This is a genomic window from Pseudomonas syringae group sp. 243L2 (genome assembly GCF_032587875.1).
GTDB classification, from domain to species: domain Bacteria; phylum Pseudomonadota; class Gammaproteobacteria; order Pseudomonadales; family Pseudomonadaceae; genus Aquipseudomonas; species Aquipseudomonas amygdali.
In genome coordinates, this window is the sequence record NZ_JAWHPL010000021.1 from 61,756 (window position 1) to 78,775 (window position 17,020).

At 53.6% G+C, this 17,020-nt stretch carries 17 protein-coding genes; 15 read left to right on the forward strand and 2 right to left on the reverse strand.

What is annotated here, in order from left to right; translation table 11 throughout:
• Window positions 1–475: 475 nt before the first annotated feature.
• From RYB66_RS13330 to RYB66_RS13380, 11 genes are all read left to right on the forward strand, one after another.
• Window positions 476–2,314: an integrase gene (locus RYB66_RS13330; protein ID WP_316894584.1), complete on the forward strand. Its 1,839-nt coding sequence runs from the start codon at window positions 476–478 to the stop codon at window positions 2,312–2,314.
• Window positions 2,315–2,379: 65 nt separating this feature from the next.
• The gene (locus RYB66_RS13335; RefSeq protein ID WP_005777275.1) at window positions 2,380–3,267 is read left to right on the forward strand and encodes a TniB family NTP-binding protein; all 888 of its coding nucleotides are present in this window, start codon (window positions 2,380–2,382) and stop codon (window positions 3,265–3,267) included.
• A gap of 349 nt (window positions 3,268–3,616) precedes the next feature.
• Window positions 3,617–5,518, forward strand: a complete 1,902-nt coding sequence (locus RYB66_RS13340; RefSeq protein ID WP_316894586.1) for a hypothetical protein — start codon at window positions 3,617–3,619, stop codon at window positions 5,516–5,518.
• A 246-nt stretch (window positions 5,519–5,764) separates the two neighbouring features.
• On the forward strand, window positions 5,765–6,115 hold the full coding sequence (locus RYB66_RS13345) for a hypothetical protein (protein WP_005777271.1): 351 nt from the start codon (window positions 5,765–5,767) through the stop codon (window positions 6,113–6,115).
• An 825-nt stretch (window positions 6,116–6,940) separates the two neighbouring features.
• A complete protein-coding gene (locus RYB66_RS13350) occupies window positions 6,941–7,432 on the forward strand; it encodes a hypothetical protein (RefSeq protein ID WP_005777268.1) in 492 nt (163 codons plus the stop codon).
• Window positions 7,425–7,682, forward strand: a complete 258-nt coding sequence (locus RYB66_RS13355) for a hypothetical protein (protein WP_005777266.1) — start codon at window positions 7,425–7,427, stop codon at window positions 7,680–7,682. Before RYB66_RS13350 ends, RYB66_RS13355 begins: the two co-directional genes overlap by 8 nt.
• Window positions 7,683–7,911: 229 nt before the next feature.
• On the forward strand, window positions 7,912–8,655 hold the full coding sequence (locus RYB66_RS13360; protein ID WP_316894588.1) for a hypothetical protein: 744 nt from the start codon (window positions 7,912–7,914) through the stop codon (window positions 8,653–8,655).
• Between the two features lie 138 nt (window positions 8,656–8,793).
• On the forward strand, window positions 8,794–10,515 hold the full coding sequence (locus RYB66_RS13365; RefSeq protein WP_010196816.1) for a hypothetical protein: 1,722 nt from the start codon (window positions 8,794–8,796) through the stop codon (window positions 10,513–10,515).
• A 66-nt stretch (window positions 10,516–10,581) separates the two neighbouring features.
• Window positions 10,582–11,163, forward strand: a complete 582-nt coding sequence (locus RYB66_RS13370) for a TetR/AcrR family transcriptional regulator (RefSeq protein ID WP_316894590.1) — start codon at window positions 10,582–10,584, stop codon at window positions 11,161–11,163.
• Between the two features lie 48 nt (window positions 11,164–11,211).
• Window positions 11,212–12,309 (forward strand): alkene reductase, encoded by a 1,098-nt coding sequence (locus RYB66_RS13375; RefSeq protein ID WP_316894592.1) that lies wholly within the window; start codon window positions 11,212–11,214, stop codon window positions 12,307–12,309.
• Between the two features lie 20 nt (window positions 12,310–12,329).
• Complete coding sequence (locus RYB66_RS13380; protein ID WP_003433863.1) at window positions 12,330–12,413, forward strand: zinc-binding dehydrogenase; 84 nt, start codon at window positions 12,330–12,332, stop codon at window positions 12,411–12,413.
• 126 nt (window positions 12,414–12,539) lie between these two features.
• Here the strand turns inward: RYB66_RS13380 and RYB66_RS13385 are convergent, their stop codons facing one another.
• Window positions 12,540–13,013, reverse strand: a complete 474-nt coding sequence (locus tag RYB66_RS13385; protein WP_003433861.1) for a helix-turn-helix domain-containing protein — start codon at window positions 13,011–13,013, stop codon at window positions 12,540–12,542.
• A gap of 371 nt (window positions 13,014–13,384) precedes the next feature.
• Between RYB66_RS13385 and RYB66_RS13390 the strand changes: the two genes are divergently transcribed.
• From RYB66_RS13390 to RYB66_RS13405, 4 genes are all read left to right on the forward strand, one after another.
• Entirely contained in the window at window positions 13,385–14,119 is a 735-nt protein-coding gene (locus RYB66_RS13390) for a metallophosphoesterase (protein WP_054080914.1), read from the forward strand.
• Window positions 14,120–14,130: 11 nt separating this feature from the next.
• Window positions 14,131–14,532 (forward strand): hypothetical protein, encoded by a 402-nt coding sequence (locus tag RYB66_RS13395; RefSeq protein WP_316894594.1) that lies wholly within the window; start codon window positions 14,131–14,133, stop codon window positions 14,530–14,532.
• A 389-nt stretch (window positions 14,533–14,921) separates the two neighbouring features.
• Entirely contained in the window at window positions 14,922–15,623 is a 702-nt protein-coding gene (locus tag RYB66_RS13400; RefSeq protein ID WP_223272535.1) for a DUF6957 family protein, read from the forward strand.
• Window positions 15,624–15,681: 58 nt separating this feature from the next.
• Complete coding sequence (locus RYB66_RS13405) at window positions 15,682–16,314, forward strand: HAD family hydrolase (protein WP_003433852.1); 633 nt, start codon at window positions 15,682–15,684, stop codon at window positions 16,312–16,314.
• A gap of 163 nt (window positions 16,315–16,477) precedes the next feature.
• Here the strand turns inward: RYB66_RS13405 and RYB66_RS13410 are convergent, their stop codons facing one another.
• Entirely contained in the window at window positions 16,478–16,879 is a 402-nt protein-coding gene (locus tag RYB66_RS13410; protein ID WP_003433850.1) for a helix-turn-helix domain-containing protein, read from the reverse strand.
• Window positions 16,880–17,020: the final 141 nt, after the last annotated feature.

Sequence of the window (17,020 nt, forward strand, 5' to 3'; positions counted from 1 at the left end):
CGGCGTCCGACCTGCTGGTCGTAGAAGCTATGTGGAAGCAGCGCGGCGGGGTCGTACGTCTCTGCAAACTGTCTAATGGGCTCCAGTTGGCTCTGCCCGAGGAGCGGCTGACCCTGTCAACAGATCCGGTCGGGGCCTTCCGAAAGCATATGGACAAAATCGTCCGAGCCTCTCGCAAAAAGTCCAGGGCCTCAGCTAAGCCCGTGTTCGAATCAAATCCTGCTTGCGAGTTTGCAGAGTACCTTGCCATTACTAAAGACGAAGGGGCCACATATCGGATCAAATCAATCACTTACTTTCTCACCCTGCTGGAATCACAGTATCTGACCCCTCACTACTCACTGAAAGCTCTATGGCGAGACGTCTGCGTCAAATGTGACCTGCTGGACATCGATCCGCCAACACTCGGGTTTGTCAGAGACCGGTTGCATAGCCGGCATCGTTCATTGCTCCTCGAAATGATCGGGCGATAGCTATGGAATTTTCAATAGGCGAAGCAGTTTTTGTGGATGGTATGGAGGGCATCTACCTAATAGTCGGCGATGTTCCGGAGCGGGGCTGTTACCTGGTCAAACTCTCCGGGTTACCTGCGTCTCCAATTGAGGTACCTAAGAGCAAGGTTCACAAGATCAGCACCAAGGCCGTTGAACAAATCCGCGCGGCAAGTGACGTTGGTGTCGAAAACGCCGAGCCTGACAATGAGGTCAGGCCTGTTTCCCCGTATACCCCTGAACAAATTCTTGTGGGGACTGCACGGGAGGAAGTGATCAAACCACTGTACCTGGAACAGATCACCAAAGAGCAGGCTGAGCAAAAACTGAGCATCGGGCGAACGGTTCTGAATGATCTGCTGCGCCGCTATCGAGAATGGCAATCATGGGAAGCGCTGGTGCCCGGTGTTTCTGGACGAAGAAAGGGCGATACCCGGCTAGAGGATGAGGTTGAAGAGATTCTGGCGAAAGCGATCGATGAAGACTACAAGGGGCCGGGTGCGTCTGTAGTCGCTGTACTCAATCGTGTCCGGTGGGAGTGCCAGGCTATTTCGAAGAATCCGCCTTCAGCCTCCACGGTTGAAAGACGGTGTGCCCAGTCATCCATGCGCAAAGCAGTTGCTAATAACCAAGGCCCCGTTGCGGCCCGGGATAAATTCGACTCCTTTCCGTTTGGTACAGTCACGCAGCGTGCCCTTGAGCTTGGGCAGGCTGATAACAGTCCACTCGACTGCCAAGCGGTCGATCCTGATACTGGAAAAGTACTGGGGCGACCGAACCTGACTATCATCAGTGATGACCATACCGAATCCTATTTAGGATTCTGGTTATCGTTCGGTGCGCCATCAAGAAACACCCTCGCGAATGCTTTTTTCATGGCACTGCAGCCTAAAGATGAACTGCTGGTGGAGTTTGGGCTTTCTGCAGTTTTTAAATGGATACAGTACGGAAAACTGTCTAGGCTGAGGACGGATGGAGGAAGCGATCTCAACGGCAAAACTGTCCTTGCAACGTTTTCAAAAAATGACATACGTCACGAGCGTAGAATGCGGCCGCAGAGCGGCGGCAAGGTAGAGCGTAAGATTGGTGTGGTGAACCGTTATTTCATTCAGACGCTGAACGGAGCGATAGCATCGAGTAGGAAAATCGCACGGGGAGAAAACCCAGAGAAACTTGCGGAATACACCATAAAAGACCTGTTTATTCTTATTATTAGCCAGATTTGCATTCTGCACGAGCGTCCTGGTGAGGATGGTTTGACGCCAAATCAGCGTTGGATGAGAGACTTTGGCGAAAAAGACGGTGTAATACGAACGCCCCCAGTTGTCAAAGATGCAACCCAGTTCAAGATCGACATGCTCCATCAGAGGAACATCCATGTAAGGCGTGAGGGGCTTCTGACTCTTGGGTTGTTGTATGAGCCCGGCCCGTACTGGAACAGAGTCGGAGAGCCGGTAACTCTTAAGCTCGATTACGGTAACTTGCATAGGGCGTGGGTGATGGACGAAGGGCTATGGGTTCCTGTCAAACTTATCAACGCAGATATTTATCCGAAAACGATGATGGAGTGGAATATCCAGCGTAAATCCGGACTTCCAGTAGGCCAGCATACCCCTGAAGGACTCCAAGCTATGCAGGAACAGCATCACCTCAAGCAGTCCCTTCTGACTCAACGGCAGGAGCGTCGGCTGCAGGAAAGCCGGGATCTTGAGGATAAGATGTGCAAGATCAATCAGCGTACATCTAGCTCGCTCCTGGAACCCAAAGCGCCTGCAAAGCCTCACCAAGGCCCTATACCAGTCATGATGGGGGATGATCTGTGACCCACTTAAGCCCCCGGGCATTGGCGCTACTGGAACTACCTCGTGAAGAGCGGGCGCTTGCGTGCATGCGTGACGTATTCCTTAACTACCCCACAGCGATGGCTGTGGAGCACAGCGCCAAGCGGCTACTCGCATCACCCAGAAATACGTCAAACGCCGGGATGTCGCTCATCGCTCTTCCTGGCTTAGGCAAGTCGACGATTGGAGTGAGCTGGGAAAAGCGAAGCTTTGATCCTGCGTCAGATTGGCCGGGCAAGGTCATTTATCTCGACCTGGTTAAAAACAGTGCAAACCTCAGCGTGATGAAGCTGTTCCTGGCCGCAATCGGGGAACGGTTTCATACACGCCCTTTGAATCTCAGCTATCGAGATGTGGGCTTGGCTAAGACTTTGGTTCGGGAGCATAACGTACGCGGGGTTTTTGTTGACGAGGCTCCGATGTTAAGGCTCGCTTTAACTGGGGCGCCCGTGAATCGTGAGCTGGGCTCAATAAAGGGGCTGGCCGGGCACGAATGGCAGCTAAATGTTTTTTTGGCTGGAACGCCAGACGAAATGTATGCTTTATTTGACAATGATGAAACACTAAAATCAAGATTCAACATTCGGGTAGGTTCTCTAAGCTATTGGAAGAATGATGTTGAGGGCAGGTCTTTTATTAAAGGTTACTTGGCGCTCATGCCGCTAGGGCAGCCCTCCGTACTCAATGATGATTTCTTTAGGATACTTGAAGAAAATACGCTAACAACTACCACTGTTCGAAAGAAATTGGTTATTTATAACTCGCGCCGTGCGGTAACTGACCTGACTCGTGAAACATGTCGCGCGGCAGTTGAGTCCGGGCAAGAATATGTCAACTCGGAGATATTGGTTAGCACTGTTCGCGCAATGAAGAATGTCATCGAAGAGATAAATCTCAATGACTATGCTCGACCGGACTTGGGCCCTTTTGCATGAGCACCGTTCTCGTCAGTGCGACTGAATGTTGTCTGCTCGGAAACGACGTTGCAGGGCTGACGGGAGACGAAGCTGCACGGGCAGCAGCGATGACCCCAGTGTCCTGTCTCGAAAATAAGCCGGTCACTTTTGGCGGAGTCTTGGGGGACTGCCCGGCATTGCCCATAGCCCTGCGATGGCTCGTCGCGGCGCCTTAGCGGAACACGCGAGCCACTCGCCTAGAGAACGTATTTCCGAGACAGGGCTCTAGCCGAGGTGGTACGCGTGATGCCCTGGCTGCCCTGAGAGCACAGAATTTGAAAAATTTGGATTCAAGGATTCATGACTACGGGATTGAGAACCAGGCTCAATGACGATCAAATCAGAGAAATGGTCAGATGCCTCAGGCAACCAAAAGGTCTTGGAGCAGTGCCTTGAGCACTTTCGTACAGTCACTCAGCCAGCCGAGTCACAAAGCGCTTCACATGTAGCCCCCTGCGCGCCTGAGCGAGAGGTTCTGCTGCTGGCTGCTCCGGCAGGAACTGGAGCCACCGCATTGCTGCTTCACCTGGCTTCTCTCCTAAGTCAAGAAGGGCAGAACGTCCTCTCGGTACTGGGAGGTACGACGCTAGAACCGACTGACTTCAGGCACGCGCTGAGTATTGCGGCTGGCATGCCTGGCGAGCTCGCAACTAAGGTTGACACCGCCGTGACCGAGCTGGGCCAAGTACAGCATGCCGTGCTGAGCGCCCGAAACTACGAGACGTCTATAGTTCATGATGTTCAGACTTATCTAAAGGGTAGCAAGGACGCAAATACCAACTTCTGGATCATGTCTCATTGGGTAAAGAGTTTCAGGCAGAAGGGCTTTTTGTTCTGCGGTCTGCCAGATGCCATTTCCACGCTGAGCGTGAGCTTCAAAACCGCCTCGATCAAGCATCGCATTTTCACACTTGAACCTATGGTGGAAGGCCTGGGTTTTGACCAGTTTCTTGCGGATGTAAAAGCTGGGCTAGCGGACAGGTACGCCCCAGACGTTTTGGTTGCAGTGGATACGACCATCGTTCATGGGCGCTCCGGTGGTCGCATCGGCGCTGCTGTAGATGTCATGGATCACCTCCTCATGGAGATGACTGCGTCGATTGACACTGTTGGCGAGCCGGACTGGTACTGCCTGGGTGCACACGAGGTGAGCCAGGAAAGGAGATACGAACCAGATCACGATCAGGTACCTATTCAGGAACCAGTGACTCCCGTATTGGATGAAACGTTTTCGTCTTGGGCAGCGAGAAGCAGCTTGGTGCCCCGGAATTCTGCTGACAGCCTGTTTGCGGAAAACTTCATGCTGCTATGCAGCAAAGGTAGCGTCGACCCTGATCGGCAGTACGCGAATCTGGAGCTTCTTAGCCATTTCTCTCCTCGCGAGCGATTGTTGATTTCAAAGCAGTTCAAGGAAACGGATGATGCCTTAGTAGACTATTCAAACGCCTTGAACTATTGCCCACAGTGCTTTCACACAGACCTCAGTGCGGGCCTGAATCCCGTGTGGCGGCTGTCGTGGCAAAAGTCGCGTAGCTGCGTATGCGTGAATCATAAAGGCGGGGTGATGCTGCAGCGGCTTGAAACGCGGAACTTCACGGTCTTGAACAAGGCCTGGGTCGCTTTCAAAGAGCATGTGCAAAGCCCGGCAGCTCGGTTGACGTCCAGCTTTCCGCTTCAGCACTCGAATCCGGAATTCGTCAGCGGTGATAACTCGTGCCTCGTCCATCTAACAGAGCGGGTTCAGACCTGGTTCTACTCGCTGTCAGAAACATCCACTCCGACCAGGCGCGCAGCAGAGTTCCTGCTGGCATTTTGGCTACAGGATTCAGATGAGAGCAAGACCCAGGGTTTTGCTCGCTCATATTTCTTCTATCGATTAACCAAACCTCATGCCGGGCTCAAGAAAAAACTACATGGCGAGGTTCGGGATCGTCTTAGGCCAGACTCTGCTAAGCCTCGTGATCTCGCGGTTGCGTATTGGATGCTTGGGGTGAGTTTCGAGCTGATCTCTGATGTGGAGGCTGGTTTTATCAGAGACACGACTCGGGCCTATTCGACACCATTCCCCGTGAACAGATCGGAGATTGCTACCTTGGGCACACTGGCGTACAGCTGGTCACAAATCTCTGCATACTTGAGGCATGCGCGGGTTATCTTCGATGAGAAAGACCTGAAGGCAGTTGCCTGGGCCATTGATGAGACCATTTTTCCCGCGAGTCGTCGAAAGTAATGTGGAAGGGCAGGGCAGTAGTAACCGGATCAGTGTCAACCTGTTTCGAGCTTCCTCGGGGCTCTGAGGCAACGGATGGAAATTTATGCCGCACGGGGGCTTTACACTTCCAACTGTGGCTGACGACAAATAATTCAAAGGAGAGAACTCTAGAAAAAGTTGAAGATTACGGTGGAGGCAGAGAGTGCGTCATGCATATCCAGCCTACTCGAACTTGCACTGACCGAATTGAGGCGAGAAAGCCGAATGCTGGTTGAATTCGACAGCAGCATGGCCGGGAGTCAGGAAGGTACATTTGGCAGTTACGTCGTTGAATATGCGGTTTCGGAGACGTCACAAGATGCCTCTGACCCTGATGATCCGTTTGGTTTCGCTGATGTAGATAAGCCTCGATCGCCAAGAAAAGTCGCAGGCTACGAGCACCCGGAAGGTTGGTACGAAGACTCGATCTTACTCATCAATGACCCGAGCCAACCCAAGCTGAAGGAAGGGCAGCTGCTGAGCTACATGCGTGAGGTTCGCGGACTTCACATTTATGTACTACTTACTGATCAGGGCTTAGCTACGGTCGCCCGAGATTATCTTCAGCTCAAGTAGAAAGCGTAGGGCGCGTTCTCCAATTCTTAATCATTAGGCGATGATACAGGTGGTCAATAATGCCTACGTAGCGCGCGGCTCCAAGGACGAGCTGCGCGTCATGAAGAATTGATCAAATGGACTGACCGCGTAGGGCAGGATTCAGGGGTACATCCTTGGCGCCGCTAGCAATGGCTAGAGGTCAGGAGGGTGCTGAAGGGAACAAACGACCTGAATGCTCTGGAACCGAAGCGGGCAAGGAGGAACGGACATAAATGGGCTCGGGTGGGGCACAGGAGGCGGCGTTCAATATCGGTTTTCAATTAAATTGAGTGGTGCTTCTGTCCGTGGCCGCAGAAAAATCGTAGTCGCAAAAAATATAGTTAATTCAATAGACTAGAGTGCCGAGCGCTAGTCGATACTTCTCGGCGTTCCTTCAAAATGTGTTTTTTCCCTGAAGAACGCTGGCTGGCTGAGGCTTTCTGGGCAGCACCGACCGTCAGTCGTAACCAAACTTAATTGATAAATTGACAAGAAGCGATTCAAGGGTGGCGCCAGCATGCGAGTGGGATTGTTGCGTGGGTGCGAACATTCTGCCGAAAGGGTTCTGGCGATCTTGAAACGCCTTCATGTTGAATTTTCTGCTCATGATCCAGCGCAGTCTGGTGTCCGACCAATGGTAGCGGGTGGTAACGATTAGCCATCTAACTTATTGAATGTTATGCATTAATTCCAATTAGAACGGCGCCCTTGCAAGGGTGTTGCTTAGCTCTTAACCTCACTATAATAAGACAGGAACCTCATGAGTCGCCCAGGGGTAGGAGTACCAGATAGCCGGAGCCATGCATGGTCAGAACACACACGCTCGTTGAGTTTAGACGCAAGCAGCACGAGCTTGAATTGGCCTTGCGCGGGCTAGAGAAGCAACAGGAAGAGGTTGATTACAAACTCGACGTCGAGTTTTACCTTCGGCTGGAGGCGCTAGCCAAGGAGCATGGCTACACGTTCGCTCAGGTATTTGATCTTCTTGAGTCCAGGTACAAAAGCTCCGCTGGCAGTGCAAACGTTACCGTAGCTGGGAGTAGAGGAGCTGAAGCACCTGACGGCCCTTTATGCATGAAGACGCGCACGACCTCAGGCTTGCTGGACTTGATCGACCGGCTGCAGCCGAATGGCGGTAATGGTACTCCCTGCGTTAAGAGGGAGTCCGTGCTCGACAGTGATGCCATGCTCACTGTGGGCTTACCCCCTAAGTCAGTCATCGATTCACCAGTGCCGGCCCTGGTGGTGGAGGCAGATAGTGATGAGCCTGCCAGTGAGGAGAAAACCAATGACTAGTGTTCAAGAGTTCTTCGAATTGAGCAATAGAATCACTTTGGAGTACGAGGCGATAATTCCTCTTCTTCGAGATCCAGAAGTAGTGAAGGCGGCCCGCTTTCTTGCGGAACTCGACGCCCTTGCGAACGATTATGACTTTAAGCCAATCGACATAATGACATTGCTTGATCCAGGTCGCGCAGCAAGACTCCCAGCAGTCACTGAACAAAAAAGCAAAGCGACACCCAAACGGCGCAAGAATACTAAATGAGTTTAGGGCTACGCGTTCAGGCTCGTAGCAGGGGCACTTTGAAAAGGAGTCGATGATCTGGCTTTCTCGCCGCTGGCATTAGGAGATTACTTGGTCTGCGTCATGCGCTCAATTTTTTTCTGTAGGGCAGGCCGAAGACATAAAAGCTAAATCTGTGCAAGGCACGTGCAACTGGTGTGTTTCTTAGCTTTCGTTTGTGACTTTCTTAGCATAAAAATGGAGTTTTATTTTGAGCCAAGGGCGCTATTTGCTTTTTCTTGATATCCTGGGTTTCAGCGAGCTTGTAGAAACAAAATCCGTCAAAGAAGTTTACGCCGTCGTCGATAATTCTCTTCAGGCTTTTGGGCGATGGGAAGAACTCAATGCCTTATTTAAAACCATCTATTTCTCTGACACGTTTGTGTTCTACCAAGACCCAAAAGGGTATGGTGACTGGGCGTTCCTGGATATCTATGCCATTGGCGGAATGGTCTTGTCCGCCTTGCTAGCTGCTGGTATTCCCGCTAGAGGCGCGATTTCATTCGGTGAGTTCGAGGTCGAACTCGACTCTTCTGGCCGACATCAGGTCTATTTCGGTAAAGCTCTGATCGAAGCCTACCAGGCGGAGCAGAAGGAAAAATGGATCGGGATCACAATTCTCCCTTCAGCCTGGGAAGCTTATGACGCTGCGAATCCAGGAATTATTGATGCGTTTGCCCGCGAGAACGCGTGGCGGCGTCGGGACGACGGGGTTCTACTTCTGAACCCATTGATCAAGCTGCGAGCGTGGTATGACTTGGCTAGGATGGGGGAGGTAGACAAACCTTATTCGAAATGGGATGCCCCCGAGTTTCCTAACGACATTCTTGCGCTGAAATTCATCCGCGACAAAGCCACCTCTTACGCTGCGATCAACGACTTCACCAGCCCAGTCGCCGTCAAGTTCCACACAACCCATGATTTTCTGAAGAGCATGCTTGGTGATGAATGCTAGGCGTGGGCCCAGATGGCGGCGCTGCCAGGAAATTTTTAAAACTCACCGGTGGCCTCGGCTACCATGGAAGGCCGTTACGTCCCCGGCGCGTCGCGATGCACCGTTCGAACACAGGAATTCATCAGACAGGGAGTGCCCATGCTGCAAGCTGCGACAGGAAAACTGTTCACGAACCGTGAAAATCCACGTTCAACCCTTCTCAAGGGTGTCGTCTACACCAACCTCGATCTCGCAGTCGTAGACCAGATCACCACCAAGGTGGGTAGGTTGAGCAGCATGGACACCTCGCATACCCCGACAGCGCTTGGGTATGAGATGACTGAATACATGGAAGCTGCCGATCCAGCTCCTGGCATTCTTCACTCCAGGACGATGGGTGCCTACATCGATGACTTTGCCGACGTTGCCTCGTTCAGCTTACAGGTCATTTGCTCCCCCGATGTCCACATTGTCGAGCGATTGCTGAATCAGAAACGCCGGCCTGGTGAATCGCACCCGCGTGAGCGCTTGATGCGGTATTACGACCCTTCAGTGCGCGCCACCCTTCTAGAAATGAAGGCGTTTGAAGACTTCACTGAGCAGTTGATCGGGCTGAGGCGCGAGACTTATCTCGCCGTCATTCAGTCGATCAGAACCTATGTTGCCGCCGTCCATAGGATGAGTGACGACCTCAATCTGGCCTACACGCTCCTGGTCATGTGTATCGAATCTCTGGTGCAGAAATTTGATGGGCATGAGCCTAAATGGCCCGACGTTCCTGAAGACAAACGGCGCGGAGTGGACAAGGCGCTGGCGGGTATCGATGACGAGCCTGCGCAGGCGGTGAAGGATGCGGTTCTGGACGTCATTTATCCGCGCTTGGGCCATCGCTTTGTGCAGTTCATCTTGGCGCACCTGCCAGCGGACTACTTCACTGCTCAGGCCGATGCTCAAAAGCATCCGATTGGCCGGCGCGACCTGGAGTCGGCTCTGCAAAATCTGTATGGCGTGCGCTCCAACTACGTCCACACCCTCAAGCCGCTAACCAAAGAGTTTCTTCATTTCACAAGCCACGGCGAAACCTATGAAGATGCTGACAAGCTGACTTTCACTTTCCAAGGGTTGTTTCGACTCGTACGGGCGGTGATCATCGAGTACGTGCGCAAGGCGGACAAGGTGGAGCATGAGCCATATCACTACGAGTGGGATAACCCGCACCTGCTGAGGATCAAGCTTGATCCTTCGGCCTGGCTTTACGATCCCCAGGGTCTGAACGCCCAGACTCCCCGACAGTATCTGGAAGGGCTCGTACACCTCCTTGATCAATGCTTGGTCGAATTTCCCAACCGCAAGCTTCGCCATCCAACGCCTGTCATAGACAAAGGATCCAGACTGCAGGCTCAGATGTCCGCGCCCATGAGGGTGTCGTTTTTGGCATTTGCCTATTTGGCTAACTATTTTCTTCAAACTGCGCCCAACCGACGGGAGTTCACAAAGCCGGAGGTCGACCTACTGAATCAACCAGGTATCCACTCGCTGATTGCCCAGGCCTTGATGGGAAGTGATACGGGGTGGACTCCTTCAGAGCACCAGGAGCAGTTCGATCAGTACTACAAAAAACGGCATACAAACGCCGGAATCAAGGTACCGCCCAACGTGGAAGCCTGCATGGCGTTAGCGCTGGCTGAGCGATACCGTCTTTCTGGCGACATCACTGAGGCATCGGCGGCGCTAGGTGCGGCAACAAGGGACTTTCCGCACCTCAAGCAATTGCGGAGCATGGAACAAAATTTCGATCCGAACGCGCCGATCGACTGGCTATCAACCATCTATCCCAAGCTGGCCGCGCCGAGAGCCACATTGGAATGCTACGGTCTGTAACCGCTTTGTAGACGACTGTCTACAAACTGCTAGACGACTGGTCAGCTTGTAGTTAGCATGGCCCGCATGAACAAACCATCGACTGAAATGCGCCAGCACATTCTCGAAGTAGCCCGGGCGTTGATGACCGCCAAGGGCTACACAGCAGTGGGCTTGGCTGAGGTGCTGAGCAATGCAGGCGTGCCGAAGGGCTCGTTTTACTACTACTTCAAGTCGAAGGAGGAGTTTGGAGCTGCGCTGCTGGAAGAGTATTTCGGTGAGTACCTTGCACGCGTTACCCCCATTCTTGAAGGGCAGGCAAAGGCCTCAGACTGCCTAGCTGCATACTTCGCCCACTGGATAGAGACGCAGGGCGCAGACATCCCTCAGCAAAAATGCCTTGTCGTGAAATTGGGCCCAGAGGTTTGCGATCTCTCTGAGGCCATGCGCTTGGTTCTTGACCGAGGCACTGTCCGAATCGTCAGCTTGATCGCACGATGCATTGAACGCGGCATGGAAGACAAGAGCATCCAAACGGCATGCGATTCCTCAATGCTAGCCCAGGCCTTGTACCAGCTCTGGCTTGGCGCCTCTTTGCAAGCAAAGCTGCAGATGTCCACTAAAGCCTTTGATGCCGCTGTTCAAGCTACCCAAACACTCGTGCGCTAAAAAATTTGCCTATTTACTAGACGACTGGTCGACTACTAGGAGATCTCTATGCATAACAGCACTCACACTGATCTTTTCTCACCCGTTTCATTCGGCGCTATCAACGCCTCGAATCGGATCGTAATGGCACCGGTCACGCGCAGCCGCTATTGCGAGGAGGGTATCCCCAATGAGCTGCATGCCCGGTATTACGCTCAGCGAGCAAGTGCAGGGTTGATCATCGCTGAGGCAACCAACATTTCACCTCAAGGACGTGGTTATGCCGCTACACCCGGCATCTGGAGCGACGAGCAGGTGGCCGGCTGGAAATTGGTGACTGATGCTGTGCACGAGAAGGGCGGGAAGATTGTCCTGCAGCTTTGGCACGTCGGGAGGTTCTCCAGCGTAGAGCTGCAGCCTGATGGTCAGGCGCCAGTCGCTCCTTCAGCAGTGAAAGCAGAAGGCAACACCTATACCGTTGACGGCTTCGTGCCTGTGTCCATGCCTCGTGCCCTGGAAACCAGCGAAATCCCGGGCATTATCAAGCAGTACGTCCTGGCGGCTGAGAATGCGAAGCGAGCTGGGTTTGATGGCGTGGAAGTGCACTCGGCGAACAGCTATCTGCTGGATCAGTTCTTGCGTGATTCGACCAACAAGCGCACAGACGCGTATGGTGGCTCGATAGAGAATCGGTGCCGGCTGACGCTCCAGGTCACCGAAGAGGTCGTTAAGATCTGGGGGAGTGACAGGGTAGGTATCAGGCTGTCTCCTGTGACACCTGATGCCGGTAACACTCCGCCTGACAGCCAAGTCATGGATCTCTACGGCTATCTGATTGAGCAACTGAATTCGCTCAATCTGGCTTACCTTCACTTCGTTGAGGGGGCCACTGCCACTTCACGGAACGTGCCTGAGGGGGTGGACATGGATGCTCTCAGCGGCCGGTTTACAGGCCCCTTCATTGGCAACAACAACTACGATCTGGAAATGGCCGTGCAGCGCCGCGCTGAACGAAAGATCGATGCGGTCGCGTTTGGGCGTTTGTTTATCTCCAACCCGGATCTGGTCGAGCGGTTGCGTCAAGGGCACGAGCTGACGATCGCGCCTCGCGAGTCCTATTATGGTGGTGGTGCCAAGGGTTACACCGACTGGCCAACAGCGCAGTGAACCCCGCTGGTGCACGCTAGGTGTTCAAATTCGACGAGATCGTCGAGGCGCATCGTTACATGGAATCTAACAGCCAGGTGGGCAAAATCGTCGTAGAGATTTAAGCCGGCACTGTGCCGGGCGGATGCAATGTCTGCCCGGTACACAAGACCTGTAGTTGCCGAGGGTGACCACTCGGCGGCTGATGCGGGCCAGTATTAGGCGTCGTATTTGCGCACGTGGCGACTCGCCTAGCCCAGCTTCCAGTATCTGTGGACAGTTACCTTGTTCACCTGCAGTTCCGTAGCCGTTTCAGCTTGGGTCATACCCTGGGCTTTGCACGCGAGCACCTTGGCGAGCAGGTCGGCATTTACGGTTGTGCCTCTGGGGCGGTCGACCAACTTTCCATCGACCACCTGGGCGAGGGCCTGCGTCAGTTGTCCTGACGCCTGAATGGCGTTGAGCTCTTCAGAGAGACGAGCGAGGATCGCTTCAATACTCCCGCCATCCTTTATGACCATGGTCGCTGCGACTACCGTAGCGGGGCTTAGCCCCAGCGAGCCAGAAAGCTTTTCAAGTTTGTCGAGCGTGACGCTTGATTTGCCGTGCTCAAGATCGCTGATGTACTGCCTAGCACTCCCTTCGTCAGGCAGTGCTTCCTGGGGCAAACGCTTAGCGGCCCGCAAAGCTCGGAGTACTGCAGCAAGGGGCACCTTCAGCGACATGTCCCGTCCTCAAAAGGCAGGATCAGGCCACGTTGCGTAGTTACACTCTACCGTATATATTTGCATTGATGTAACTCGCTTTGGGTTCGGACTCATGCGCGAATTTCTGCCATGGCAGCCAATGGGCGATTGGCGGACGGTTAATGCAGTCCGGCCGGACGGTTCAGCACAGCGATTGGGCGAGTCGGCCAAGCTGCTCACTGACCAAACTGGCAGGTCGCGCCATCCAATATAGGCCTAAACCGTTCGGCGGTGGATCTACCGGGAGTCAAAAAGCGCCGCTACGGAATCCCTTGCCCAGCCCTGGCCAACACGTCAACCGGTCGTACCTCACGCCTTCAAATTGCCTCAATATTGCTTGCGCCTACATTATGAAAATCCGAATTTACTCAGATCTACACGTCGAGTTTCACCGCTTCGATCCACCTCCGTTGGACGCGAGCATCGACCTAGTGATCCTCGCCGGGGATATCGACAAAAAAGCCCGGGGCGTCCGGTGGGCCAATGACACCTTCAATTGCACCACCGTGTATGTCGCCGGCAACCATGAGTTTTACGGTGGCCACCTCGATCGCACACTCCAGAAAATGCGCGATGCAGCAGCACCTCATGTGCACATTTTAGAAAACCAGTCCCTGGTCATTGGCGACGTCAGAGTCCTTGGCACAGCTGGATGGACTGACTTTACTTCTACGGGTGATCAAGTGGCCGCCAGCAAGATGGCCCGGGAGTCGATGAACGACTTCACGTACATCCGTACCGAGGCGAGTTATCGGCGCATACGCCCCTGGGACATCATCGAAAAGAATCGAACGGCGAAACAATGGCTGACTGAAGAGCTGGCCAAAACCCACTCTGGCAAAACCATTGTGGTTACCCATCATGCGCCGACACCAGCAGTAGTTGGCGAAAAGCATCAAGGTCATCTCAATGCGGCCTATACCAATGACTGGCCCTCGCTCATTAAAAAAGCAGATCTTTGGGTTTTTGGCCATACCCACGAAAGAGTCGACGTTGAGCTGGCTGGATCGCGGGTCGTGTCGAATCCTCGTGGCTATCCCGGAGAAGTTACTGGCTTCAACGACGCCTTTGAGATTGAACTCTAGAGCAGAAGCACATGAGCAGAGCTCCAGGAACAGCCAGATACCAACCGATTAATGAACAGCCTTGTGTTTTGAAATCAAACGTATACCCCATCAACACCTTCACCCCCCCGTTAGCCGAGTTGGCAATGCCCGCTGACGTGCCAGTCGAGGTTAGACAGGCGATGGAGTACGACTGGGAGGTCTTCGTGGACGCCTTTCTCGTCAACGGCGCGAGGGTAGGTGATCGATACGCCGCAACTGCTTACTTCGGTCAGCAGGGAAAGATTCCAGACGGTATGACCGTGGCCACACATTCCGTAAGGCACGTGACGACGAAGGGGACGTTTAAATTGCTCCAAACCTTGGACGGTGCAGACCATTACGTACTCGTCTCGGAGCACAGCGTTGGAGACATCGATGGCAACGACGCTTGAATGGCCCCCAGCGGTGCTGGCCGCAGTGTCGATTAAATTTACGGCACCTGTCAGTGCTATTCTCTGGCTGCCGGAAGTCCAGTACCCCTGTTTGGTTGGGCGCGTCTTTATGGATCTGAGTGGTAGGTTCGCTGATGGTAGGTTGATCCGCACCTCTGGGATCATCGCGCTCATAGAGGAAGGTAACCACACGATCGCGCGCACGTTTGCGGGTAGCCACTACCTGTTGGTTGAGCCCGCAGGGAATCTCTTCGCTGGATTGCAGCTCCTGCCTCAAATACATCCGCATTCACCTGACACTGTCCACTGATTTTCTGCCTGGGTGACCTTCCAGAGATTGCTGCCCGGATAGTCAATTATGCGAAAACTATTGTGTGCTTGGAGGGCTCGTGCAAGAGACTGATCTGTACCAGTTGTTGAGTCTTCACGGAGAACGCATGGAGGGAGCATCTTATGCCGACGCTTCCACGCTAATCTCGCTTGAGGCGGCAACATCGAAACCTCATTGCGCTGTTCACTCTTGGATAGTGTTGGACTTGCTGAGTGATGACTCGATGTCGCCCGGTACGCGACAGAGCGATCAGACTGACAACCCGTCAGAGGCTGCTGGCAGTGCCGGCGCGTCGGAAGCGATGCTGCTGCCGATTGTGCTATTTAGCCACTACGTCGAGTTTCACAGCACCGGTCAGTTTCAGAAGGGGGACTCCATCCGGACTGGCCTGGCTGCGAATTACGACGGCCGAGGCATTTTTGAGACCCAGGATGCCATCTACGTCCTGCTTGGTCAGGGAGTCCGGCGTGAAGCGCCTATAGATTTTCTACAGGCTCTGCCACAAGGGCTCGCCCTCCATGATTACTCACTGCCCATTCAGGCGGAGCCACGGCGAGGAATTTCTGCGCTGAGAGGCGACCAAGACGTAATTTATTGCGATCTCCAGATGTCACCAGAGCAGGGGCGAGAACTGATATCGCTGATCGAAGGGTTACGCGCCGGGGGACTGCACCCAGGTCTGGAGAGCGTATTCCTCGACATTACGCAGGAGCTCAGTCATTCGAGTCAAAGACAGGATCGTCGAACGCCAAAGGGGTAGCGATCAGGAGATCGATCACAGCTTGTATGATTAGCATTCTCGCATTGACGGAGACATCATGAGCTCTAGGGTAGTCATATTCGACGCGTTCGGTACGATCCTTAAAATCCAGGATGGAGTTCACCCGTACCGGCAATTACTCCGTGAGGGCATGAAACACGGCCGCCGGCCTAGACCTGACGATGCGACTCAGATCATGACCTTCAGTGGCGGCTTACCTGCCTGTGCTGAGGAACTCGGAATCCAGATCAGGTCTGAGCGCTTGACCGAGATTGAAGAAGCACTCGAACGGGAGGTGACTGGAATAGAAGCTTTCCAAGACGCGTTAGACGCCGTCGAGATTCTTCGAGAGCATCACGTACCGGTTGGCGTGTGCAGCAACTTGGCGCAGCCGTACGGGTACGCAGTCAAGCGACTATTTCCCACGCTGCAGGGATATACCTTCAGCTTCGACGTAGGCGCTGTCAAACCCGATCCGCGAATTTATGACCGTGCTTGCCAGGATCTTGGGGTTGAGTTCTCTCACGATCTCGATAGTCGGCGAGTCGTGATGATCGGGGATTCACTGCGCTGTGACTGCCATGGCCCAAGGAGCATGGGTATTACTGGTATCCATCTTGAGCGATCGTCGGTGAGGGGAGTGAATAACCTAGTGGCCTTTGCGAAACAGATCGTCGGAGCGAGGCTGTAAGGAGTCATGGTATTGCGGGCGTGCGAGAGGCCGGCGGTGTTATAGCGGCAAATAGCGAGACGAATGTCCAAGCCCTTTTGCTGCGAAGGGCGAGTATGACGACCTCACTGATCCATGGACTCACTATGGCCATTGCTGAGGTTGGAAAGAAAGTGGGGAGTGATCATTCAGCGAAGCAAAACTCTGTTTGCTGAAGAGCCTTCCCAATCCGGCGGCTCTTTGAAGCTTTAGTGTGCGCCGCATTCCAGGGTTCACCGGGCGGAATCTTAAGCTCCTTCAGTACGCCGGCTTGAGATAGCTCGTCGATCTCACGTTCAGCGTGCATGATCAGTGAACTGATGGATTGTCCAGATTCGGCTGCCAGCGTGAGCGCAACCAATGCGAGTGGACTCAAGCCTAGCGGCGAGCTCAACGTCGACATCATCTCCAGAGTAGGGCTACTTTGCCCGCGTTCGAGCTTTGAGACGTATGTACGGCTACTTACCTCGGCCAGCTTGTACTGTGATAGCCCACGGGCCTTTCGGATCGCTTTGAGGGCTGCGGCTATAGCGTTTTTGATCGGCATAAAGCTTTCCTGAAATCTAGTCTCGCGCTTGGCCCAGCCTCGTTAAAAGTGGCATGACGGATGGTCAGGCGACAGAGCCTATCACACGCTAGTGTGACCGTTAGGAGGCCATGTCCGCTCATGCGCATCCTAAAGATTCTC

Coding starts and splice junctions, on each gene's coding strand:
- RYB66_RS13375 (WP_316894592.1), top strand. CDS start 11,212: ATGCATAACAGCACTCACACTGATCTTTTCTCACCCGTTTCATTCGGC.
- RYB66_RS13410 (WP_003433850.1), bottom strand. CDS start 16,879: ATGCCGATCAAAAACGCTATAGCCGCAGCCCTCAAAGCGATCCGAAAG.
- RYB66_RS13355 (WP_005777266.1), top strand. CDS start 7,425: ATGACTAGTGTTCAAGAGTTCTTCGAATTGAGCAATAGAATCACTTTG.
- RYB66_RS13340 (WP_316894586.1), top strand. CDS start 3,617: ATGACGATCAAATCAGAGAAATGGTCAGATGCCTCAGGCAACCAAAAG.
- RYB66_RS13335 (WP_005777275.1), top strand. CDS start 2,380: ATGCGTGACGTATTCCTTAACTACCCCACAGCGATGGCTGTGGAGCAC.
- RYB66_RS13385 (WP_003433861.1), bottom strand. CDS start 13,013: ATGTCGCTGAAGGTGCCCCTTGCTGCAGTACTCCGAGCTTTGCGGGCC.
- RYB66_RS13350 (WP_005777268.1), top strand. CDS start 6,941: ATGGTCAGAACACACACGCTCGTTGAGTTTAGACGCAAGCAGCACGAG.
- RYB66_RS13395 (WP_316894594.1), top strand. CDS start 14,131: ATGAGCAGAGCTCCAGGAACAGCCAGATACCAACCGATTAATGAACAG.
- RYB66_RS13365 (WP_010196816.1), top strand. CDS start 8,794: ATGCTGCAAGCTGCGACAGGAAAACTGTTCACGAACCGTGAAAATCCA.
- RYB66_RS13370 (WP_316894590.1), top strand. CDS start 10,582: ATGAACAAACCATCGACTGAAATGCGCCAGCACATTCTCGAAGTAGCC.
- RYB66_RS13330 (WP_316894584.1), top strand. CDS start 476: ATGGAATTTTCAATAGGCGAAGCAGTTTTTGTGGATGGTATGGAGGGC.
- RYB66_RS13390 (WP_054080914.1), top strand. CDS start 13,385: ATGAAAATCCGAATTTACTCAGATCTACACGTCGAGTTTCACCGCTTC.
- RYB66_RS13345 (WP_005777271.1), top strand. CDS start 5,765: ATGCTGGTTGAATTCGACAGCAGCATGGCCGGGAGTCAGGAAGGTACA.
- RYB66_RS13405 (WP_003433852.1), top strand. CDS start 15,682: ATGAGCTCTAGGGTAGTCATATTCGACGCGTTCGGTACGATCCTTAAA.